The organism is Arthrobacter pascens, from assembly GCF_030816475.1.
GTDB classification, from domain to species: domain Bacteria; phylum Actinomycetota; class Actinomycetes; order Actinomycetales; family Micrococcaceae; genus Arthrobacter; species Arthrobacter pascens_B.
The window spans coordinates 1,047,931-1,071,260 of sequence record NZ_JAUSXF010000001.1; the positions used below are offsets into that span (position 1 = coordinate 1,047,931).

Below are 23,330 nucleotides of genomic sequence, written 5' to 3' on the forward strand. Positions count from 1 at the left end.
AGCGGGCACCGGAGGCGTTTCGAAACCTGCTGGCGAACAATGATGAGGAGCATGCATGGAAATCTGGCCCGGATCGGCTTACCCCCTTGGCGCCACTTTTGACGGGACAGGCACCAACTTCGCACTGTTCAGCGAACGCGCCGAAAAAGTGGAGCTTTGCCTCTTCGATGACGCCGGAGTGGAAACGCGGTACAGGCTGGACGAGGTGGACGGCTACGTCTGGCACTGTTACATCCCGCAGGTCCAGCCTGGCCAGAAGTACGGCTACCGCGTCCACGGGCCATACGACCCCGCCTCCGGCAACCGCTTCAATCCCCACAAGCTCCTCCTGGACCCGTACGCCAAGGCTGTGCACGGCCAGATTGACTGGGACCCGGCGCTGTTTGCCTACAACCTGGGCGAGCCGGACTCGATCAACAATCAGGACTCCGCACCCCACATGATGCTGGGCGTTGTCATTAACCCGTTCTTCGACTGGGACGGCGACCACAACCTCCGGGTCCCGTACCATCGGTCGGTCATCTATGAGGCCCACGTCAAGGGCCTGACCCAGCTGCACCCCGAGATTCCGGAAGAGCAGCGCGGCACCTATGCTGGGGTGGCGCACCCCTCGGTGATCTCGCACCTCCAGAAGCTGGGGGTGACCGCCATCGAGTTGATGCCCGTGCACCAGTTCGTCAACGACGGAACCCTGCAGGACAAGGGCCTGAACAATTACTGGGGATACAACACCATCGGCTTCTTCGCCCCGCAGAATACCTACAGCTCCACGGGCGACACCGGCCAGCAGGTCCAGGACTTCAAGGCCATGGTCCGTTCGCTGCACAAAGCCGGGATCGAAGTGATCCTGGATGTGGTCTACAACCACACGGCCGAAGGCAACCACCTTGGCCCCACCCTCTCCTTCAAGGGTATCGACAACCAGTCCTACTACCGGCTGATGGAGGGGGATGAAAAGCACTACATGGACTACACGGGCACCGGGAACTCCCTCAACGTCCGCCAGCCGCACTCCCTCCAGCTGCTCATGGATTCACTGCGCTACTGGGTCACGGACATGCACGTGGACGGGTTCCGCTTCGATCTCGCCTCCACGCTGGCCCGGGAATTTTACGACGTCGACAAGCTGTCCACGTTCTTCGAACTCATCCAGCAGGACCCGGTTGTTTCCCAGGTGAAGCTCATTGCCGAGCCGTGGGACGTCGGGCCCGGCGGCTACCAGGTGGGCAATTTCCCGCCGCAGTGGACAGAATGGAACGGGAAATACCGTGACACGGTGCGGGACTTCTGGCGCGGTGAACCGGCGACGCTGGGCGAATTCGCCTCCCGGATCACCGGCTCGGCCGATCTCTACGAACACTCCGGCCGCCGGCCTGTCGCGTCCATCAACTTCGTCACTGCCCATGACGGCTTCACCCTGTCTGACCTGGTGTCCTACAACGAGAAGCACAACGAGGCCAACGGCGAGGGCAACAACGACGGCGAATCCCACAACCGTTCTTGGAACTGCGGGGTCGAGGGGCCCACTGATGATCCTGCTGTCCTGGGCCTGCGCGCCCGCCAGCAGCGGAACTTCATCGCCTCTCTGCTGCTGTCCCAGGGCGTCCCGATGCTGTCCCACGGCGACGAACTGGGCCGCACGCAGCGCGGCAACAACAACGGATACTGCCAGGATTCGGAACTGACCTGGATCAACTGGGAGACCATCGACCAGCCGTTGGTCGAATTCACGGCCGCCGTCAACGCGCTGCGCGCCAAGCACCCCACGTTCCGCCGGAGCCGCTTCTTCGACGGGCGGCCCGTCCTGCGGGGCGAAGGCGAACGGCTCCCGGACATCGTATGGCTGGACGTCGACGGCGCGACCATGACGCCGGAGGACTGGCACAGCGGCTTCGGCCGGTCGGTGGGCGTATTCCTCAACGGCGACGGCATCCAGGGCAAGGACACCCGCGGACGACGGATCACGGACGTGAACTTCCTCCTGTATTTCAACGCCCACGACGACATGGTGCAGTTCACCCTGCCCTCTGACGAGTACGCCCCGGCGTGGGACATCATCATCGATACCGCTGGCCACAACGCTGACACTGAACCCGTGAAGGCCGGAGAGTCATTGCAGGTTGACGCGAAGTCGCTGGCGGTCCTCAGGGCCCACAGCGTGCCCGAGACCGAGCCGGACCACTCAGTGGCCGCATCGCTGGCGGCGCTGACGCAGACGTCCACCAGCGAGACGGAGGCATTGAGCACACCCACTGTCGCCGAACCGGGGAAAACCACGAAAGTCGGGGTCCGGAAGGACAAGAAGAAATGAGGGTTCCAGCTTCGACTTACCGGCTTCAGATCCGCCCCGGTTTCACTCTTCATGACGCCGCCAGCAAGGTGCCGTACCTGAAGTCCCTGGGTGCGGACTGGCTCTACCTGTCGCCCCTCCTGACGGCCGAGCATGGTTCCGATCACGGCTACGACGTGACTGACCCCTCCTCAGTGGATCCGGAGCGTGGGGGTCCAGAAGGGCTGGAGGCAATCTCCAAGGCCGCCCGGGAGCACGGCATGGGCGTGCTCGTGGACATCGTGCCCAACCACGTAGGCGTGGCCTCGCCGCCGCAGAACCCCTGGTGGTGGTCGCTTCTGAAGGAAGGCCGCGCCTCCCGCTATGCCGAAGCTTTCGACGTCGACTGGGACCTTGGCGGCGGCCGCATCCGGATCCCGGTGCTGGGCAGCGATGAGGACGTCCACCAGCTGGAGATCAGCGATGGCGAGCTCCGCTATTACGGGCACCGCTTTCCCCTCGCCGCGGGCACGTATGCAGACGGTGACTCGCCGGCCGCAGTCCATGACCGGCAGCACTACGAGCTGGTGGCGTGGCGCCGGGCGGACGCCGAATTGAACTACCGGCGCTTCTTCGCGGTCAGCACCCTGGCCGGGATCCGGGTGGAAATCCCCTGGGTCTTCGATGAGGCCCACGCCGAGGTCGCCCGGTGGTTCCGCGACGGCCTGGTTGACGGGCTGCGCGTGGACCACCCCGACGGGCTGGCGGACCCCGCCGGCTACCTGAACCGGCTCAAGGAAATCAGCGGCGGCGCGTACGTGCTGGTGGAAAAGATCCTGGAGCCGGGGGAGGAGCTGCCGCCGGAATTCAACTGCGAAGGAACCACCGGTTACGACGCCCTGGCCGATGTAGACCGCGTTTTCGTGGATCCCGCCGGCCAGGCGCCCCTGGACGTCCTCGACGCGCAACTCCGTCAGGCAGAGCAGCCGGCCGACTACGCTGCCATGATCCTGGGCACCAAACGCGCCGTCGCTGACGGGATGCTTCGTTCCGAGATCCTGCGGCTGGCGCGCCTGGTCCCTTCCGACACCAACCTGGGACAGGATGCAGCGGCTGATGCTCTCGCCCAGATCATCGCGGCCTTCCCGGTCTACCGCACCTACCTGCCCACGGGAGAGGACGTCCTGCGTGAAGCGTGCGCAGCGGCCGCCGAATCGCGCCCGGACCTGTCGGATGCGGTGGACACGCTGCTGCCCGTGCTGCTGAAGCCGGAGACCGAACTCGGGCGCCGGTTCCAGCAGACGTCCGGGATGGTCATGGCCAAGGGTGTTGAAGACACCGCGTTCTACCGCTACACGCGGCTGGGGACCCTGACGGAAGTGGGAGCAGATCCGACGGAATTCTCAGTGGACCCGGAGGAATTCCACCGGCGGATGCAGAAGCGCCAGGATACCCTCCCGTTGTCCATGACCACCTTGAGCACCCACGACACCAAGCGAAGCGAGGACACCCGGGCACGGATTTCCGTCATCGCCGAACGTGTTCCGGAATGGACAGCGGTGCTGACCGCCCTCCGGGAGGCCGCACCGCTGCCCGACGGACCGTTCTCGGCACTCCTGTGGCAGGCAGTGGTCGGCGCCTGGCCGGCCAGCAGGGAACGCCTGCATAGCTACGCGGAAAAGGCCGCGAGGGAAGCCGGCAACTCCACCACCTGGACGGACCCGGACGAAGAGTTCGAGGCCACGCTGGCCAAGGCCGTCGACTCTATATTCGACAACCCCTCTGTCAACGCCCTGATCGAGGATTTCGTGGCAGCCATAGATCCCTTCGCCGCGTCCAACTCGCTGGCCATGAAGCTGATCCAGCTCACCATGCCCGGCGTTCCGGACGTCTACCAGGGAACAGAGTTCTGGGACCGCTCCCTGACGGACCCGGACAACCGGCGGGCTGTCGACTTCGATGCGCGCGGGGCCGCACTGGCCGCGCTGGACGGCGGCCAGCTTCCTGAGACCATCCTGGACGAGACCAGCAAGCTGCTGGTGACGTCCCGGGCCCTGCGTCTGCGCCGTGACCGGCCCGAACTGTTTCAGGGCTACCGGCCGGTCCAGGCGTCCGGGCCCGCTGCGGACCACCTCGTCGCCTTCGACCGCGGTGCTTCCGGGTCCGGCCCCGGCCAAGGTGTCCTCACGCTGGCCACCAGGCTTCCCTACGGGCTGGAACAGGCTGGCGGCTGGCGCGGCACCGCCGTCGAACTCGCCACCGAAATGCGGGACGACCTCACCGGAAGCCGCTTTGGTCCGGGCGCGGTACCGGTGGCGGACCTCCTGCAGACCTACCCTGTGGCACTCCTGGTGCCCGTGAACGGAGACAGCGCATGAGCCTGGCACACAACGGATCCGGCCGCTTCGACGTCTGGGCGCCGGGCGCTGGATCAGTGACCTTGCTCGCCAACGGGGAGCAGTATCGGATGGCCAGGATCGATGCGGGGCCGGGAGCCGAGGGCTGGTGGTCGGCCGCAGGTGCACCCGGCGAGGGGGACGTGGACTACGGCTATTTGCTGGACGGGGATACCCATCCCTTGCCTGATCCCCGTTCACGCCGGCTGCCGGAAGGTGTCCATGCGCTGTCACGGACCTTCAGCCCGGCAGTGCACGAATGGCAGGACAGCGGCTGGCAGGGCAAGGAGTTGCGCGGCTCAGTCATCTATGAGCTCCACGTGGGCACTTTCACTCCGGCCGGAACGCTGGACGCCGCCGCGGACAAGCTCGGATACCTGGTGGACCTGGGCGTCGATTTCGTGGAACTGCTGCCGGTCAACGGCTTCAACGGAACCCACAACTGGGGCTACGACGGTGTGCAGTGGTACACCGTCCACGAAGGCTACGGAGGCCCGGCCGCCTACCAGCGTTTTGTCGATGCCGCGCACGCCGCGGGTCTGGGAGTCATCCAGGACGTCGTTTACAACCACCTCGGCCCCAGCGGCAACTACCTGGCCAGATTCGGCCCGTACGTCAAACAGGGCGACGCCAACACGTGGGGGGACTCCATCAACCTGGACGGACCGGGCTCGGATGTGGTCCGGCAGTACATCCTGGACAATGCCGCGCTCTGGCTCCGTGACTACCACGTGGACGGGCTCCGCCTGGATGCCGTGCACGCTCTGAAGGACGAGCGCGCCGTACACATCCTGGAGGACCTCGGCGCACTGGGCGACGCCATCTCGGCCGAGACCGGGCTTCCGAAAACCCTCATCGCCGAATCCGACCTGAACAACCCCCGACTCATCTACCCGCGAAATGCCAACGGGTACGGCCTGGCCGGACAGTGGAGCGACGACTTCCACCACGCGGTCCACGTCAATGTCAGCGGCGAAACCACCGGCTACTACGGGGACTTCGTTACCCTGGGCGTCCTGGCGAAGGTCCTCAAGGACGGGTTCCTGCACGACGGGAGCTACTCCAGCTTCCGCGGGCGCCACCACGGCAGGCCCATCAATACCTCCCTGGTGCATCCCGAGGCGCTTGTGGTCTGCAACCAGAATCACGACCAGATCGGCAACCGGGCAACAGGGGACAGGTTGTCCCAGTCGCTGCCCTTCGGGCCGCTGGCCGTGGCCGCCGTGATCACCCTGACCTCCCCGTTCACCCCGATGCTGTTTATGGGCGAGGAATTCGGCGCCTCCACGCCATGGCAGTTCTTCACCTCGCACCCTGAACCGGAGTTGGGCAAAGCCACTGCCGAGGGCAGGATCCGTGAGTTCGAGCGGATGGGGTGGGATCCCGCCGTCGTCCCCGATCCGCAGGACCCGGAAACCTTCCGCCGCTCCAAGCTCGACTGGGCGGAAACGTCCGCGGGCGAGCATGCGAGGCTCCTGGAGCTCTACCGTGATTTGACGGCTTTGCGCCGGCAGCACCCGGAGCTTGCGGATCTCGGGTTCACGGAGACGGAGGTCGGATTCAACGACGACGACGGCTGGCTGCGTTTCCGGCGCGGGTCCGTCGAAGTGCTGCTGAATTTTTCCGAACAAAAGATCCGGCTCGAGGATGCCCGGGGCGACCTGCTGCTCACCACCGACGAGGCCACGGTGCTCGACGGCGGTTCTCTGACTCTCGCCCCGTGGAGTGCGGCCGTGGTGAAGGGGTAGTGCTGCCGCGGTGTTTTGCCAGCCGGCGGCGTAACACTGCGAGAAGGTTCTGTAGCCTGCGTCACAGCTGGCAGGATAGGTAATATGACTTATTCTGCGGCAGATGACCGTTACGAATCCATGCCCTACCGCCGCGTTGGTCGCAGCGGACTGAAGCTTCCGGCCATCTCGCTTGGCCTGTGGCACAACTTCGGCGACGACAAGCGTTTTGACGAGCAGCGCGCCATCCTTCGTCGCGCCTTCGACCTGGGCGTCAACCATTTCGACCTCGCCAACAACTACGGCCCGCCGGACGGCACTGCGGAGATCAACTTCGGACGCCACCTTGCGGACGATTTCAAGCCCTACCGGGACGAACTCGTCATTTCCACCAAAGCCGGCTACTACATGTGGCCGGGCCCGTACGGTGAATGGGGCTCCCGCAAGTACCTGATTTCCAGCCTTGACCAGTCCCTGCAGCGGATGGGCCTGGACTACGTGGACATCTTCTACAGCCACCGCCCCGATCCGGAAACGCCAATGGAGGAAACCATGGGTGCGCTGGACTATGCTGTCCGCTCGGGCAAAGCCCTGTACGCCGGCATCTCGTCCTACACTCCGGAGCAGACCCTGGAGGCTGCCCGGATCCTGAAGGAACTGGGCACCCCGCTGCTGATCCACCAGCCCAGCTACTCAATGCTGAACCGCTGGACGGAGAACGGCACGCCCAACCTTTACGAAGCCTTGGACGAGGTAGGGGCAGGCTCGATCGCGTTCTCCCCGCTGGCCCAAGGGATGCTCACGGACCGCTACCTCAACGGTATTCCGGCAGATTCGAGGGCAGCGAAGGAACGCTTCCTGTCAGAATCAGCAATTACGGAAGAGAAGCTGGACCGGATCCGCGGCCTGAACAAGATCGCAGCGGACCGCGGACAGTCACTGGCCCAGATGGCGATTGCGTGGATTCTGCGTGACCAGCCTAAGGGCTCTCCGGTCACGTCGGCCCTGGTAGGCGCTTCAAGCGTCAAGCAGCTGGAAGACACCCTTTCCGCCATCAACAACCTTGAGTTCACGAGCCAGGAACTGACATCCATCGATGAATTTGCGGTGGAGTCGGACATCAACCTCTGGAAGCAGACGCCGTAACGTCACACCTTCGTGGCGGTAATACCCGGAGCAGGGGCGAGGAAACAATCCCCGCCCCTGCTCTGTTGGGTACTATGAAAAGGCGCCAAGTGGCGCCGTGCCGTCTGCCCGCCGTCGTACTCTCCGGTACCGACTGTTCCGGTGGCTGAAGTTTTGTCCTCAAAGGAGTTCCGTGTCTTCAAATCCGATTCGTGTTGCCATCGTCGGTGTGGGTAACTGCGCCGCCTCGCTCGTCCAGGGTGTGCACTACTACCGTGACGCCGATCCCGAGGCTACGATCCCCGGCCTGATGCACGTGGAGTTCGGCAAGTACCACGTCAACGATGTTCAGTTCGTTGCGGCCTTCGACGTGGATGGCAAGAAGGTCGGCGTTGACCTCGCGGATGCCATCCTGGCCAGCGAAAACAACACCATCAAGATCGCTGACGTTCCCCCCACAGGTGTGACCGTCCAGCGCGGCCACACCCTCGACGGGCTTGGCAAGTACTACCTTGAGACCATCGAGCAGTCCCCGGCAGAGCCCGTGGACGTGGTTCAGGCCCTCAAGGACGCCAACGTTGACGTCATGGTCTGCTACCTGCCCGTCGGTTCCCAAGAAGCCGCCGAGTTCTACGCCCAGGCTGCCATCGACGCCGGGGTTGCCTTCGTCAACGCCCTTCCCGTGTTCATCGCCGGCACCAAGGCGTGGGCTGACAAGTTCACGACCGCCGGCGTGCCGATCGTGGGCGATGACATCAAGAGCCAGATCGGTGCCACCATCACGCACCGTGTCATGGCAAAGCTCTTCGAAGACCGCGGCGTGACGCTGGACCGCACGTACCAGCTCAACGTGGGCGGCAACATGGACTTCAAGAACATGCTGGAGCGTGACCGCCTGGAGTCCAAGAAGATCTCCAAGACCCAGGCCGTCACCTCCAACGTCGAGGCCGAGCTGGCGGCCAAGGACGTCCACATTGGCCCGTCTGACTACGTCCAGTGGCTCGATGACCGCAAGTGGGCCTTCGTCCGCCTCGAAGGCCGCAACTTCGGCGACGCCCCGGTCTCGCTGGAGTACAAGCTGGAGGTCTGGGACTCACCCAACTCCGCAGGTGTGATCATCGACGCCATCCGCGCCGCCAAAATCGGCCTGGACCGCGGCATCGGCGGCCCGCTGCTGTCCGCCTCAAGCTATTTCATGAAGTCCCCGCCGGAGCAGTTCAACGACGACCTCGCCCGTGAAAAGGTCGAGGCCTTCATCCGCGGCGACCTGGAGCGCTAACCCCGACGCTCTCTCACTTCCTGCAGGTTTTGGCGCAACGCTCTCTCACTTCTTGGTGGGGGAGCGTTGTTCTGTCCGGGGCTTCCGACGCTTCCTCACGTCTTGCGGGGTTTCTCCTGACGCTTCCTCACGTCTTGCGGGGTTTCTCCTGACGCTTCCTCAGGTTTCGTCAGCGAAACCCGAAGCGGCCGTGTGGTCGCGCCTCGCTGCGCGTAGCGCCCGCTTGATTCTTACGACGGCCTTCTCGAATCCTTGGGCGAGATCGTCTTTGTCGAACGCCAGCACGTCCCAACCGGCGGATCTGAACGCTTTATCGCGCCGCCTGTCACTCAGGCTCTGGGGCGCCTGGAGGTGATGTCCGCCGTCGTACTGAATGGCCAGACGGTGCCGACGATAGCCAAGGTCACACGTCGGCGAGTTGGGGTCCTCCGGCCGCAGCGCGAGCTGGAGGTCAGGGTCCGGGAGGTTTGCGTCCCCCATTGCCAGACGAAGCAGTGTTTCAGGGGCGGAGCCCGCGCCCACCCTCATCATTTCCAAGGCCTCGCGGGCACGCACGACGCCCTGAAGATTGGGGTGTCGGGCAACGAGGGAATGCAGGCCTTCTAACGTGGCGAACGGCTGGGACCGCTCTTCAAACTGCGGCCGCGGAACACGGATCAGCTGATCGCCCATGCATATCAGCTCGCTTAACGACAGGTGTCTCGCCAGATCCAGCCAGGTGCGCGATCGGGTGCTGATACGGATAGCGTTGATTTCCTCGACCTCGTCTTCCCAGGCCAGCACCGAATGGCCGGTCACGCCCTTCCGGCGAGTTTCGGGCAATGACCGTGGTTTGCTCAAGTGCAGCTCTGTTGAGTCCGAAAGCCAGGGCGGCAGCAGCAGGCCCTCGATACGGGCAGCGGTGACATGGGAGATCCAAGCTGCCGGTGATGCTTCGGATAGCGCTCTCGCCGCTGCCTCCAGCTCGAAGTTCCAGTTTGAAGGGCGGTACAGCCCACGGCTGACATGCGCGATGTCGCCACCCCTCAACCTGGCCGGAGGAACACCCAGTTCCTGAGCTGTTGTAAGTGTGAACGGCGCAGTTCGCAGGGTGTGCGGGAGGTCCAGTTTGTGCATAGGGGAATTGTTGCCCAGTTTGACCTTCGGCGCAGAAGTTATCCACAGCTTTCCAACACGGCCTGAGAGAACGGTGGGGGAAACGTGCGAAAGGTGAGGAAGCGTTGGGGGAAAGGTGCGAAAGGTGAGGAAGCGTTGGGGGGAAACGTGCGAAAGGTGAGGAAGCGTCCGGACGGGGACGGGCCCTAGGAGAGGCCGACGGGGTTGCCGGCGTCGTCCACGTCCATGCGCATCGCGGCAGGCACTGGGGGAAGGCCCGGCATGGTCATCACCGCCCCCGTAAGGGCCACGATGAATCCGGCCCCCGTCTTGGGGATGAGGTCGCGCACGTGGATGGTGAAGCCCTTCGGCGCGCCAAGCCGGGAGGCGTCGTCGCTGAACGAATACTGGGTCTTCGCCATGCAGACGGGAAGCCCGGCCCAGCCGTTCTTTTTGATGTCAGCCAGCCGCTTCAGGGCCGGCACGGAGAAGTCCACGCCGTCGGCGCCGTAGATCTCCTGGACGATACTCATGATCTTCTCCTCGACAGGCAGGTCAAGGCTATACAGGTGCCTGAAGCTGTTGGGTGCGGAGAGCACAGCCGCGACCTTGGCTGCCAGTTCGTCGCCGCCGTCTCCGCCGCCGCCCCGCCCCCAGACATCGGCGACGGCCGCCTCTACTCCTTCCGTCGCACACCACTCCAGCAGCCAGTCCAGCTCCTCCTGCGTGTCGGTCGCGAACCTGTTGATGGCCACCACAGGAGTCACCCCGAACTTTTCCACGTTGCGCAGGTGCCGCCGGAGGTTGTCGACGCCGGCGAGGAGCGCTTCGAGGTCCGGCGCGGTGAGCTTGTCCTTGGCGACGCCGCCGTGCATCTTCAGCGCACGGACGGTGGCCACCACGACGACGGCGGACGGCGCCACGTCAGCCAGCCGCGCCTTGATGTCCATGTACTTCTCCGCTCCGAGGTCCGCGCCGAAGCCTGCCTCGGTGACCACGATGTCAGCAAGGCGCCGTGCGGTCTGGGTGGCGATGAGGGAGTTGCAGCCGTGGGCGATGTTGGCGAACGGGCCGCCGTGGACCAGGGCTGGCGTCCCCGCGATGGTCTGCACCAGGTTGGGTTTGATGGCTTCCTTCAGGAGCAGGGTCAGGGCACCCTGGACTCCGAGGTCGGCCACGGTGACCGGAGCGCGGTCATAGGTGTAGCCGAAGGTGATCTTGCCCAGGCGGTCGCGGAGATCGGCAAGGTCCGTGGCCAGGCAGAACACCGCCATGATCTCCGAAGCCACCGTGATGTCGAAGCCGTCCTGGCGGGGGACGCCCTGGGCGGGCCCGCCCAGCCCGATGACCACTTCACGCAGGGACCTGTCGTTCATGTCCAGGACCCGCTTGAACGTCATGCGCCGCGGATCGATGTTCAGTTCGTTGCCCTGGTAGATGTGGTTGTCCACCAGTGCCATGAGGGCATTATTGGCGGAGGTCACGGCATGGAAATCGCCCGTGAAGTGCAGGTTGATCTCGTCCATGGGCAGCACCTGCGAGTAGCCGCCGCCGGTGGCCCCGCCCTTCATGCCAAGGATGGGGCCCAGCGACGGCTCCCGCAGCGCGATCATCACTTTGTGCCCTGCACGCGCAAGCGAATCAGCGAGCCCTACGGTGGTGGTCGATTTCCCTTCGCCGGCCGGAGTGGGCGACATCGCGGACACCAGCACCACTTTCCCCGCCGGAGCAGGAGCGTCCAAGCGGGCCGGGTCGACCTTGGCTTTGTAGCGCCCGTACAGTTCCAGCGCCTCGGCGTTGATGCCCGCAGTCGCCGCGATATCCCCAATCGGCCTGATGTCGGCCTGCCGGGCGATGTCGAGGTCGCTTAGGGAATTCCGTTCAGACATCTTTGTCCTTTGTTCGGGGATCGTCTCCGGCGGGCACGGGCGGCTCCGGATTCAGGGTGCGCGGACCGCCGGTACCAGCCGGTGTCCCGCGTAATTGTCGACGGCGGCGTGGTAGCTTTCCAGCGTGATGGCGGCTGTCCGCTGCCACCCTGAGTTCTCTGCCCGGATGGAAGCAGCACGGCCCATGTCTGCGCGGGTGCCCGGGTCGTCATACAGCGCTTCGAGGGCATCGGCCCAGTCCGCGGCGTGATGGCCGTCCACCAGGAGCCCGGTCCGGCCGTGGCAGATCGCGCGTGAGAGCCCGCCCACCCGGGTTCCCACCACAGGCGTTCCGCAGGCCTGCGCCTCCAGGGCCACGAGGCCGAAGGACTCGCTGTAGGAGGGCATTACCACAACGTCGGCGGACCTGAACCAGGAAGCCAGCTCCGGCGCCCTGACCGGCGGCAGGTGCGTGACGACGTCGTCCATTCCTGCCTCCGCTATCAGCTGCCGCAGGTTGAAGTCCTTGTTGCCGCTCAGCGCGCCCAGGATGGTGAGCCGAAGATTGATGCCCGGACGGTGGGAGCGCAGCAGCGCCGCCGCCTTCAGCAATACGTGCGGCCCTTTCAACCGCTGGATGCGGCCGGCGAAAACCAGATGGAAAGTGTCAGGTGGCACGCCGCGCTCGGCCCGGGACCGTGCACGGAAGGCCGGCGTGAAGATACTGAGGTCCACGCCCGGCGGCGCCACATCGATGACGTCGAAATCCGCACCATAGTGGGACACGAGTTCCGCGGCTTCGGCACTGGTATTGGCGATGAGGCGGGCGGCTCCGTCAACGATCCTGTGCTCGCCCACCTCCCTGCGCCGCGGCTCGGGCTGTTCCCCGGACTCGAGCAGCAGGTTCTTGACCTTTGCCATGGTGTGCATGGTGTGGACCAGTGGCACGTCCCAGAGTTCGGACAGTTCCAGTCCGGCGATTCCCGATACCCAGTAGTGCGAATGGATGATGTCGTACCGGCCGTGGGGCTGGCGCCGGCGGATCTGCTCGATTTCGGCGACCATGCTGTGCAGCAGTTCCGGAAGGTGCTCCTTGGGGATTTTCCGCACCGGTCCGGCCAGGACGTTGTGCACGCACACGCCGGGATAAGGATGCTCGACGGCGGGCTGCCCGGCCGAGGTGGAGCGCGTGAAGATCTCCACTTCCACGCCGGCTTCCGCCAGCGCCGAGGCCAGCTCCCGAATATAGACGTTCATCCCGCCGGCGTCCCCGGAGCCAGGCTGCTCCATGGGGGAGGTGTGGAGGGAGAGTACCGCGACCCTGCGGATCACTGCCATGGCGTCTCCTTCCGACTACCGGGTGCCGCCACCGGTACTGCCCGGGCGGTGCCCTCGTGGTGCATCCGATAAAACATTACTCCTCTGTTAACCGGCGTCTTCACGGTCTGTGCCGGCTGCTAACGTGGCGTGCGTGAGAGCAACCGAGGATCCAGCAGCCAATTCCGCAGATTTTTCGGTCCGCCCTGCCACCGCGGCCGACTGGCCGGGCATGTGGGCCGTGCTGGAGCCCGTCATCAGGGCCGGCGAGACGTTCACTTGGGAGCGGGACACCGCCGAGGACGTTGCCCGTGGACGCTGGTTCAAGGAAGCGCCGGGCCAGGCTTTTGTGGCGGTCACCTCCGATGGCGGCGTGATCGGCACCGGGGAGCTCCACCCCAACCAGGGCGGAGCCGGCAGCCATGTGGCCAACGCCGGCTACATGGTCCACCGTGACCACGGCGGCAAGGGTGTGGCGCGGGCGCTGTGCAAGTACTCCCTGGACGCCGCGCGTGCAGCCGGCTTCCGTGCAATGCAGTTCAACGCGGTGGTGGAAAGCAATACCCGGGCTGTGGCGGCGTGGAAGGCCATGGGTTTCGAGGTGCTCACCACCATTCCCGAGGCTTTTAACCATCCCGTGCTCGGGTACGTCGGCCTGCACGTGATGTACCGGAAGCTCTAATTCACGTCTGCGGGCTCGTGGTTTTTAATCCTGGGCAACCCAACCTCCCGATCTAGAGGTAATCGCCGGCTCGTTCACCGGCGATTTCCAGCAGGGTGGAGTGAAAGGCCACCTCTGCCGGGGCGTAGACCTTGTCCTCGCGCTGGGCCAGCAGTACCCGTCGCAGAGGGGCGGCAGAACCGAGGCTCAGTACCGTCACGTCGGGATGCTGAAGCGCCACGGCAGTCTTGGGCACCATGGCAACGCCCATTCCCACACTGACCATCGCCTGGGCCTCCTGATAGTCGTTGGCCAGGAAGGCAATCTCCGGTTCGAACCCGGCGTCGTGGGCGGAACGCTGCAGGACCTCCACCACGGGGTGGGCCTCGGCGCGCACTATCCAGGACTCCTTGCGGAGATCCTCCATGCTCACCTCCTCCCGGTCGGCGAGCCGGTGGCCACGGGCTACCAGAATCACTGTGCTCTCCCGGAAGACCTCGGTCACACGAATGGAATCATCCCGGAAAGGATTCCAAGGGTAGTCCCAGAGCAGGCAAAGCCCTGTGACCCCGGACTGCAAATCCGCCACCAGTTCATCGAAGCGGGCGCTCCGTACAGAGAGGCCGATGGCCGGATATCGCTTCTTGAAGGTCCGGATGACGATGGGAAGAAAGGATCCGGCCACGGTGGGGAAGGTGCCCACGGTCAGCGACCCTCGTTTCAGGCCGGCCATCTGGCCCAGATCCGACCGCGCTGCCTGCATCTGCCGCACTATCTTGCGGGCGTGTCCGGCAAGGACCTGACCAGCCTCTGTGGGCACGACGCCGCGGGAGCGCCGGTTGAGCAAAGGCTGCCCCACCTCCTGTTCGAGCTTGCGCAGCTGCTGGGAGACAGCCGAGGGGGTATACATCATGAGCTCGGCCGCAGCTGTAATGGATCCCTGCTCCACCACCTCCAGCAGCAGTGCCAGCCGCCTCATGTCGAACAAATCAAGACTCTCATCGTTAAGCAATTCTTTACCCATTTGAAAAATCCGTTCATTGACTACCCGAAGCCAGTTTCGCAAGGCGATCCCAAGACAGAGTCTGCATGGGTAAGGCCGGAAGAGTGGTCAAAATCGCCTTGGCCTTCCATGAATTAAGTAATTCTACATCCCCCCTCTAAAATCCAACATTGTCTAAAGGTGTGACCTGGCTCAATCTCTTCTTAGGAACCTCATCAAAAATCCGAACCAAGAGAAGCGGGCTACCCATGAAGATTGAAGCGCAGTGGATGCGGGGAGGCACCAGCAAGTGCTGGGTGTTCGAGGCGGAGCATCTCCAGGAGGGCGGCGCCAGCCTGGATGTGCTGCTCCCGCGATTGTTCGGCAGTCCCGACCCTCGCCAGATCGACGGCGTCGGCGGGGCAACCTCAACCACCAGTAAAGCGGTGATCCTGCACCGCCCAGCCGGGGACGACGTTGACGTGGAGTACACCTTCGCCCAGGTGGGCATCGAGGAAGCTGCCGTGGACTGGGGAAGCAACTGCGGGAACGGCTCAGCGGTTGTGGGCTTGTACGCCATCGAGAAGGGGTGGGTGCTCCCCAGCGGAGACGTCACCCGGATCGTTACCCGCAACACCAACACCGGACAGATCATCGTCCAGCGCGTGGGCACCCCCGACGGCGCCCTGGCCGACGTTCCGGATGCGCAGATGCCGGGCGTACCGTTCCCCGGCTACCCCGTGGGGCTCGGCTTCCAGGACCCTGCCGGTAGGACCACCGGGTCGCTGCTGCCCACCGGATCGGCCACCGATACCATCACCGCCGGCGGAACCCGCTGGACCGTGTCGATGGTTGATGCCGGAGCACCTGTGGTGATGCTGCGCGCTGAAGAGCTGGGCCTGGATCCGGCCCGATACGACAGCTGGCGTGCAGGAGTGGAGCTGCAGTTGGATACCTTGGAGCTGGTCCGCCGGCAGGCCGCTGTCCGGATGGGGCTCTCGCCCACAATCGCCGGAGCGGCCCGGGCGATACCCAAACTCGCCATCGTCGCCGCGCCGTCCGAGGTCGAGGCCGGCTCCTTCGATGCGAACGTCCTGATGCTCTCGATGGGCAAGCCCCACCCGGCCCTGGCCGTTACCGGCGGCATCGCGCTGACCCTCGCGGCCAGCACCCCCGGCACTGTGATGCACACCATCACAGGGAAGGCTCCAGGAACCACCCTCCGGCTCCGCACACCCGCCGGAATGATCGAGACGTGGAGCGAGGAACACAACGGGAGCCTCCTCGTAGGCGTCGACCGCACAGCCCGCACCATCGCCAGCACCATCATCCACCTCCCCGAGGTTCCCGGCAGCGCAGTTGCTGCTTCCCTCGCGGGAGCCACCCGCTGAGGAGACCATCATGACCAAGACTGAGGACCGCACCACTGCCGCTGCGCGCGAGACTGTCGACGAGGCGCGGGGCGAAGGTGCCAGGCGTCCAACCCGACGGCGCCGTATCCTACTGGTGGCAGTGGCTGCGGGTTTCGCGATCCTGGCTTTGATTGCCCTCGTGCTGGGGGGTGGCATCTTCAATCCAGGGGCCACTGCGGAACCGGAGCACACCATGACCGCTGTCCAGATCGTCCCCCTTGTCATCCTCGTCTTGATGTTCGTGGTCGCCACCAAATGGCCGCTGAATATCGGCGTGATGGGGCTGGTGGCCTCCTTCGGCGTCGGCTATTTCATGCTCGGGATGACGGACAAGGAGATTCTCGAGGAGTTCCCGGCCAGCATCGTTCTGACGATCATCGGAGTCACCTACTTCTTCAGCATGGCCCAGCGGAACGGCACCATCGACATCATCGTCCAGAACTGCGTTCGCCTCGTCAGGGGCAGGACGATGCTGCTGCCCTGGGTGTTTTTCCTGATCGCAGCCGCCCTGACCTCGCTGGGCACCTTCTCGCCGGCTGCAGTCGCGCTGCTGGCACCGGCAGCCATCGGCTTCGCCTACGAGTCCCGCATCCATCCCGTGCTTATGGGCGCGTTCATCATCAACGGAGCCCACGCCGGCGGCTTTTCCCCGCTGTCCGTGGCCGGCGTGCTCGTCCACGACATTGCCCTCAAAAACGGCTTTCCCATCTCTTCGGGCGCGCTCTTCGTGGCCAGCTTCGCCCTGAACCTCATTCTCTCCGCGCTGACCATCGTGCTGTTCGCCATCATCGGCCGGTTGCGCGACGGCGAAGGCGGCCACCGTGCCGACCTGGACTCCCCCCGCACCACCCGTCCCCGCGGCCAGCAGATCCTCACGCTGGCGCTGATCGCAGTGATGCTCGTTTGTACCCTGGTTTTCCATATGCCGATCGGCTTTGTGGCCCTCTCCGCCGGACTCCTGCTTGCGCTGGTCAACATCAAGGAACACCAGACCTTCATCGGCGGCGTTTCCTGGTCCACCGTCCTGCTGGTTGCCGGCATGATCACCTACGTCTCCCTGCTCCAGCATGTGGGCGTCATCGATACCCTCGCCGAGCAGGCCCTGGCCCTGGGCGCACCGCTGCTGGTCGCACTGGTCCTCTGCTACGTCATCGGCGTCGGCTCAGCCTTTGCCTCCTCCACGGCGTTGCTGACTGCTTTCATCCCCCTCGCCGGTCCGCTGCTGGCCACGAGTTCACTGAGCGCCTCCGGAACAGTGGCAGCCCTGGCCATCGCCGCCACCGTAGTGGATGTCTCGCCCTTCTCCACCGACGGCGCGCTGGTGGTCGCCAACGCCCGCGCTGACGACAGGCAGCGCGTCTACCGGCAGCTGATGGCGTATGCCGGGGGAGTGGTGCTGGTGGCACCGGCCCTGGCGTGGGTTCTGCTGGTCCCCACCGGCATCATGTAACCCTTCCCTCTTCTTCTGCCGGATCCCCAAACGCTTCCATCGTGGGTCTGGCGGCGATGGAACCTGCCGTTTTCGCGAAAACCTCTCCCGACCAAAATCTCATTCACAAGGACGTGTCATGAAAATCAGCATTCAGAACCTGCAACTGAAATACGGCGATTTCGTCGCCATCGAAAACCTCAACCTCGATATCGGAGACGGCGAGGCTCTGGTCCTCCTGGGCCAGTCGGGCTGCGGCAAGACCAGCACCATGCGGTGCCTGGCCGGCCTGGAAGAGCCCAGCGCCGGCAGGATCATCATCGATGACGTCGTCGTCTTTGATTCGGAAAGAGGCATTAATCTGCCTCCCAACAAGCGCAACGTCGGCATGGTCTTCCAGTCCTACGCCGTCTGGCCGCACATGACTGTTTTCCAGAACGTCGCCTATTCCCTGAACCTGCAGAAACTCTCCAAGAATGAAGTCAAGGAACGCGTGACGGAAGTCCTGACGATGGTCGGACTGGAAAAGTTCGCAGACCGTGGCGCCAGCCTTCTGAGCGGTGGCCAGATGCAGCGCGTCGCCCTGGCCCGCAGCCTGGTCATGCGACCCAGCGTGCTGATGCTTGACGAGCCTCTCTCGAACCTGGATGCAAGGCTTCGTGACAGGCTCCGCGTCGAACTCCGGGAAATCCAGTTGCGCCTGGGCCTCACCTGCGTCTACGTCACCCACGACCAGCACGAAGCATTCGCCCTGGCCGACCGCATTGCCCTGCTGCAAGGGGGCAAGATTGTTCAGATCGGAGGCCCCCGCGAGATGTACGAAACGCCGGCCAGCGCCTCCATAGCCCACTTCCTCGGCGTCTCCAACGTCATGGACTGCGAGGCGGTGGCAGGCGGAGACGGTTCCTCGTCCGCGACGGTCGCCGGACACGACTTCACTGTCCACTCCTCACAACGCATCCCGTCGGGCACGCGGCAGATGAAGGTCTGCATGCGGGCCGAAGACCTCCAGATCAGTGCCCAGCCTAAAACTGCAGCCAACGCGTGGAAAGGGAAAGTCATGGTCGCCGGATTCCAGGGCAACGATGTCCGATACGCCGTCGAACTGGACAGCGGACTTGAACTTGACGCCCTCGGAACAATCAAACGGGGCGAACAACACGACGTGGGAGACTCCGTCTGGGTCACGATCGAACCCGGTCAGGTACAGATCCTCCCGGCGGAGGTGCTCGCATGAGCATCAAAACGCCACTGGCAACCCCCGCCATCGCAGCCGGGGAACGGAACACCGGACCGGCGCGCCACCGCCGAACCAAAGCACTGGCAAAACTGCGCAAGAGCACACCCGCGACGATCATCATCGCAATACTGAGTGTCCTGGTATTGCTCCCGCTGGCTCTGGTCCTGCTTGCTGCCTTCTCGGACGCAGTTCCCCGCCCGGGAAACATCTCCCTCGGTGGACTGACTTTTGACAACCTCGTGCTCCTGGCCACTCCCGAGGCCCTCGGAGCCCTCGGTAATTCGCTCATGGTGGGCGCCGGCTCAGCGGTTGTTGCACTGATCATCGGCGCCTTTCTCGCCTTCGTCTGTGCCCGCACCGACGCCCCGATGCGCAAGTTCATCTTCTTCATCGGCATGGCGCCCATGTTCATCCCGGCACTCGTCGGGGCACTGGCCTGGTCACTGCTCTCTTCCCCCAGTGCCGGCTACCTCAATATTCTGCTCCGGGACCTGGGCCTGGACTTCATCATCAACATTTACAGCCTGCCCGGCCTGATCTTCGTCCTCGGCATTTTTTACGCCCCCTATGCCTTCCTCCTCATGCACAGCTCGTTGTCCATGATGAACGCCGACCTCGAAGAAGCCGCGACAGTCCACGGGGCAACACTGAAGACCATGCTGCGGACAGTCACCCTCCCTTTGGCGCTGCCGGCAGTCCTCGGGTCAGCAATTCTGGTTTTTGCCCTGACCATGGAAAACTTTCCCGTCGCCCAGGTAATCGGCAACCCGGCAGGCATCGACACACTGCCCACCTACATCTACCGGCTGATGAACGCGACACCGGCCAAGAGCAACCAGGCTGCCAGCATCGCCATCGTTCTGACTGCAGCCCTGCTCATCATCACCGTCGTTCAGCAGCGCATCATCAACAAACGCAAGTTCACCACTGTGACCGGAAAAGGCAACCGGCCCCGCCAAGTACCGCTGCGGAAACTCCGCTGGCCGTTCACCATCATCGCCCTTGCCTACTTCGCGGTCGCAGTCATCCTTCCGATGCTTGCACTCCTGACAGCCTCAATGCAGGCGACACCGTTCGTTGCCTCAATTCCACAGCTGTTCGAAACGGGGGCGCTCAGCTTCTCCAAGCTCGGAGACGTCCTCAATTCCCATGATTTCCAGCTCGCCCTGCGAAACAGCGTCCTCGTTGCGATTTTCGCCGCCGCGGCAGGGACGACGTTGAGCTTCGTGGCCTCCTACGTCCGCTACCGGACCAAGTCCCGCGGCGGCCAACTCATCGAACTGATAGCCATGACTCCGCTGGCGGTTCCGGCCATCGTGATGGGCATAGGACTGCTCTGGACCTGGCTGCTCCTGCCCGTTCCGGTCTACGGAACACTGGCCATCCTCGCCATCGCCTGCGTCGCCGTATTCCTTCCCCAGGGCTACCGCGGCATCTCGGCCTCGATGCTGCAAATGGACCAGGACCTGGAAGACAGCGCCGTCATGCTCGGTGCCCGCAGGGCGAAGGCCATCATCTCAGTCACCCTTCCACTCATGCGTGTCGGCATCACGTCCTCATTCCTGCTCTTCCTCATGCTCTCCATGAGGGAGCTCAGCGCTTCCATCTTCCTGTTCACGTCCAATACGCGGATCCTCTCGATCCTGGTATTCGACAACTTCGACAACGGACAAAGCCAAGCCGCCGCAGCGGTCAGCGTGCTGTACATCGTCGTCATCGCCGTGCTGGCCGTGATCGCCCAAAAAGTGGGCGCCAACCGCAAGCTCGCCACCATCAAATAGAGCTGCTCCACCCAAAAACAGTTGAAAGGGTCCACACAATGAAGTTAACGTCCAAAATCCCCCTGATCGCCGCCAGCGTCCTTCTCTCCCTGGGCATGGCCGCCTGCGGGACAGCCCAAAGCAACAGCGTCGTCACGGCCGCTGCCGAAGTTAAGACCGACGACGGGCTCGTCATCAATGGCGAGTCAATCGCGGACAAGACGACCTACGACAAGGCCAAAACGCAGACCCTGAGCCTCTACTCCGGCTACACAGAGTCATCCGAAAGCGCACTGGTCGCAGCCTTCACCAAGGACACCGGCATCAAAGTCAACGTCGTGCGGTTGACCCCCAACAAACTTGCAGAACGGGTCCTGTCCGAACAGGGAGCCGGCAAGCTCGGGGCCGACGTGGTCCGCACCTCGGATTACCGGATCGCGAAGTCCCTGGAGGATGCCAAAGTCTGGCAGACCTACGACGTCCCGGGTGCCGCGCAGTTCAAGGACGTTACTGTCGACGGCGGACAGTTCACCCGCATGTTCAACTCCATCTACACCATCGGCTACAACAGCCAGCTGGTCAAAGAAGCCGACGCCCCGAAGTCCTGGTCCGACGCCGTCAGCGGAAAATATCAGGGCAAGCTCGGCATCGTCCAAGGCGGCTCAGGTGGCAGCACTGCGGCACTGAACAGGTTCATGGAAACCAAGATGGGCCCTGACTACTTCCAGAAATATGCGGCACAGAAACCGACCATCTACGACTCCCTCGGCGCTGAAGCCACCGCCCTCGCCCGCGGCGAAGTGGCCGTAGGAACCGTAACCGTCAGCGGAACCAACATCTCCGCCGTCCAGGACAAAGCGCCCGTGAAGTTCATCATCCCGGAAGAAGGCCTGGTCGCCTACGACTATTACCTCGGCATGGCAGCCTCAGCAACGAACGTTGAGGCCGCAAAGGTATTCATGAACTACAACCTCTCCAAGCAGGGACAGAAGGTCTTCGCGCAGCTCGGTGAATACCCGGCCCGGACCGATGTTGAACCGCCCACGATCATGGGTGTCCAGCTTCCTGCAGTCGACTCCGGCAAGGTCTACCGCATGCCGAACACTGACGCTGGAACCTTTGGCAAGGATGATCTGGCCAAGTGGAACAAGGTATTCGGTTACAGCAAGTAACCGCTGCTGGCTGCCCGGGCTGTTTCTGTCCGGGCCGGTAACCGCAGTGGGGCGGCGAATGATGATCACCGGGATCATCGCCTATTCGCAACGCGCGCCGCCCCACTGCCCTGATCTGCTTGCGCCACAAGCAACAGCACCGCAGCCTGCTGCGTTACGTCCAGGTGCGCCAGCGCAGCTGCAGTGCCGGAAATTCCCGTTCATATCCGGCCAATAAAGCAGCACCAAGTTCCGCTGAGTCCACCAGCGGGTGCCGGGCAAAGGCCTCGACGGCGGCCGCCCGGTCTCCCTGCGTTGCGGCTTGGACAGTGAGCCGTTCCACCTCCTTGACCTGCTGGAGGAGGGCAAGCTGCTCAGCTGCCGGCGCCGATTGCGCAAGCGGCACCGCCCCGTCGGGCGTTACGGTGCAGGGGACCTCGACGACGGCGTCCGGGGGCAGTCCGGGGATGGCTGCTTCTGCAGGACCCGGGTCCGCAGCACTGCCGCCACCCGGGTCGGCAGCAGCGCCCGCCGCCGGCAGCCTGTTGCGTGTGTTGAGGATCAGCTGGGCGCCACCGCCGCCGGAAATTGCCTTCATGACAGCCAGGGCCACGCGTTCGTACCCGCCGCCGGCGAGGTCGTCTTCGTCGCGCTGCTCACCATGGGTGCGGGCTTCGGCAAGGTAGCCTTCCTCCCGGGCTCTTCGGGCGCCGTCCCACAGGCGATAGGCTCCGGCTCCCGCCTCCGCCAGCCGGGGATAGAGGTCTGCCTGCTGGCGGTGGATGGACTCGCCGCGGGTCTGTGTCATTGCGCGAATCGCCGCGGCCGCACTGTCCCGCTGGTAGTAGTAGTACAGGTATTCATTGGGAAGGGCGCCCAGGCGGGCAAGGAACGGCTGGGGGAACAGCCGGCCTTCCTCGAACGATGCGAGCGCCTGCGGGTCGGACAGCAGGCCCGGAAGCAGGTCCCGGCCTTCGGACTCCAGCCGGTAGAGCCAGCCCAGGTGGTTGAGGCCGTAGTAGCCCACGCCGTCGAGCCTTCCATCAGGCAGCGACAGGCCGGCGGCCCGTGCGGCCCGGTGGACCAGCCCGCCCGCGGAGTCGCAGATCCCGATGACTTTCCGTCCCAGGACGGGCAGCAGGGCCTCGGTGACCATTCCGGCCGGGTTGGTGAAGTTGATGAGCCAGGCATCGGGGCAGTGTTCCCGCATTTCCCGGGCGAGGTCCAGCATTTCGGGGATGGTGCGCAGGGCGTAGGAAATACCTCCCGCCCCAGTGGTCTCCTGGCCCAGCAGGCCAAGGTCCTGGGCCACGCGTTCGTCGGCGATGCGGCCTGCCGTGCCGCCCGGACGGATGGCCGCGAAAACCAGCTGGGACCCTGCCAGTGCTTCGGGCAGGGAACTGGTGGTGCGTATGGCCGGCGGCCGGGCATCGGCTTCCGGCGGGAGCGGCATGGAGCGCAGCACCGCGGTGATGGCCTGGAGCCGGGCGGGGTCGACGTCGAACAGCACCAGTTCGCTGACCAGCCCGGCGAAGGCGCCGGAGGACAGCGCCCGATAGACAAGCGGAACGCGGAAGCCGCCGCCGCCGGCAATCATGAGCCGCATAGGCAGCAGTCTA

General features: G+C 64.3%; 16 protein-coding genes. 11 read left to right on the forward strand and 5 right to left on the reverse strand.

The genetic code is table 11. The features are described from left to right. The first annotated feature begins 55 nt into the window (after window positions 1-55). The 5 genes from glgX to QFZ40_RS04955 all read left to right on the forward strand — a co-directional run bounded on the left by glgX (window position 56) and on the right by QFZ40_RS04955 (window position 8,796). A complete protein-coding gene (gene glgX, locus QFZ40_RS04935; RefSeq protein WP_306903170.1) occupies window positions 56-2,311 on the forward strand; it encodes a glycogen debranching protein GlgX in 2,256 nt (751 codons plus the stop codon). Next, complete coding sequence (gene treY / locus QFZ40_RS04940) at window positions 2,308-4,647, forward strand: malto-oligosyltrehalose synthase (RefSeq protein WP_306903171.1); 2,340 nt, start codon at window positions 2,308-2,310, stop codon at window positions 4,645-4,647. Before glgX ends, treY begins: the two co-directional genes overlap by 4 nt. Then, entirely contained in the window at window positions 4,644-6,413 is a 1,770-nt protein-coding gene (gene treZ, locus QFZ40_RS04945; protein ID WP_306903172.1) for a malto-oligosyltrehalose trehalohydrolase, read from the forward strand. Before treY ends, treZ begins: the two co-directional genes overlap by 4 nt. Window positions 6,414-6,497: 84 nt before the next feature. Beyond that, window positions 6,498-7,538 (forward strand): L-glyceraldehyde 3-phosphate reductase, encoded by a 1,041-nt coding sequence (gene mgrA, locus QFZ40_RS04950; RefSeq protein WP_306903173.1) that lies wholly within the window; start codon window positions 6,498-6,500, stop codon window positions 7,536-7,538. Window positions 7,539-7,710: 172 nt separating this feature from the next. Then, window positions 7,711-8,796 carry an inositol-3-phosphate synthase gene (locus QFZ40_RS04955; protein WP_306903175.1) on the forward strand — a complete coding sequence of 362 codons (1,086 nt, stop codon included), beginning with the start codon at window positions 7,711-7,713 and terminating at the stop codon, window positions 8,794-8,796. A gap of 159 nt (window positions 8,797-8,955) precedes the next feature. Here QFZ40_RS04955 and QFZ40_RS04960 read toward each other — a convergent pair whose 3' ends face one another. From QFZ40_RS04960 to mshA, 3 genes are all read right to left on the reverse strand, one after another. Continuing rightward, entirely contained in the window at window positions 8,956-9,912 is a 957-nt protein-coding gene (locus QFZ40_RS04960; RefSeq protein ID WP_306903176.1) for a DUF559 domain-containing protein, read from the reverse strand. A 185-nt stretch (window positions 9,913-10,097) separates the two neighbouring features. Next, window positions 10,098-11,780, reverse strand: coding sequence for a formate--tetrahydrofolate ligase (locus QFZ40_RS04965; protein ID WP_306903177.1), 1,683 nt, complete (start codon window positions 11,778-11,780; stop codon window positions 10,098-10,100). 51 nt (window positions 11,781-11,831) lie between these two features. After that, the gene (gene mshA / locus QFZ40_RS04970; protein ID WP_306903178.1) at window positions 11,832-13,097 is read right to left on the reverse strand and encodes a D-inositol-3-phosphate glycosyltransferase; all 1,266 of its coding nucleotides are present in this window, start codon (window positions 13,095-13,097) and stop codon (window positions 11,832-11,834) included. 133 nt (window positions 13,098-13,230) lie between these two features. Here mshA and QFZ40_RS04975 point away from each other — a divergent pair, with 133 nt between their 5' ends. Beyond that, window positions 13,231-13,758, forward strand: a complete 528-nt coding sequence (locus QFZ40_RS04975; RefSeq protein ID WP_306903179.1) for a GNAT family N-acetyltransferase — start codon at window positions 13,231-13,233, stop codon at window positions 13,756-13,758. A 52-nt stretch (window positions 13,759-13,810) separates the two neighbouring features. Here QFZ40_RS04975 and QFZ40_RS04980 read toward each other — a convergent pair whose 3' ends face one another. Then, the gene (locus tag QFZ40_RS04980; protein ID WP_306903180.1) at window positions 13,811-14,761 is read right to left on the reverse strand and encodes a LysR family transcriptional regulator; all 951 of its coding nucleotides are present in this window, start codon (window positions 14,759-14,761) and stop codon (window positions 13,811-13,813) included. A 227-nt stretch (window positions 14,762-14,988) separates the two neighbouring features. Between QFZ40_RS04980 and QFZ40_RS04985 the strand changes: the two genes are divergently transcribed. The 5 genes from QFZ40_RS04985 to QFZ40_RS05005 all read left to right on the forward strand — a co-directional run bounded on the left by QFZ40_RS04985 (window position 14,989) and on the right by QFZ40_RS05005 (window position 21,732). Next, on the forward strand, window positions 14,989-16,110 hold the full coding sequence (locus QFZ40_RS04985) for a PrpF domain-containing protein (protein WP_306903181.1): 1,122 nt from the start codon (window positions 14,989-14,991) through the stop codon (window positions 16,108-16,110). Between the two features lie 10 nt (window positions 16,111-16,120). Continuing rightward, complete coding sequence (locus QFZ40_RS04990; RefSeq protein ID WP_306903182.1) at window positions 16,121-17,581, forward strand: SLC13 family permease; 1,461 nt, start codon at window positions 16,121-16,123, stop codon at window positions 17,579-17,581. A gap of 118 nt (window positions 17,582-17,699) precedes the next feature. Further along, window positions 17,700-18,797 carry an ABC transporter ATP-binding protein gene (locus QFZ40_RS04995; RefSeq protein ID WP_306903183.1) on the forward strand — a complete coding sequence of 366 codons (1,098 nt, stop codon included), beginning with the start codon at window positions 17,700-17,702 and terminating at the stop codon, window positions 18,795-18,797. Beyond that, window positions 18,794-20,581 (forward strand): ABC transporter permease, encoded by a 1,788-nt coding sequence (locus QFZ40_RS05000; protein ID WP_306903184.1) that lies wholly within the window; start codon window positions 18,794-18,796, stop codon window positions 20,579-20,581. The genes QFZ40_RS04995 and QFZ40_RS05000 overlap by 4 nt, the downstream gene beginning before the upstream one ends. A 38-nt stretch (window positions 20,582-20,619) precedes the next feature. Further along, window positions 20,620-21,732, forward strand: coding sequence for an ABC transporter substrate-binding protein (locus tag QFZ40_RS05005; protein ID WP_306903185.1), 1,113 nt, complete (start codon window positions 20,620-20,622; stop codon window positions 21,730-21,732). Between the two features lie 154 nt (window positions 21,733-21,886). On the opposite strand, the gene QFZ40_RS05010 is transcribed toward QFZ40_RS05005, so the two are convergent. Next, the gene (locus tag QFZ40_RS05010; protein ID WP_306903186.1) at window positions 21,887-23,317 is read right to left on the reverse strand and encodes a family 4 glycosyl hydrolase; all 1,431 of its coding nucleotides are present in this window, start codon (window positions 23,315-23,317) and stop codon (window positions 21,887-21,889) included. Between the last annotated feature and the right edge of the window lie 13 nt (window positions 23,318-23,330).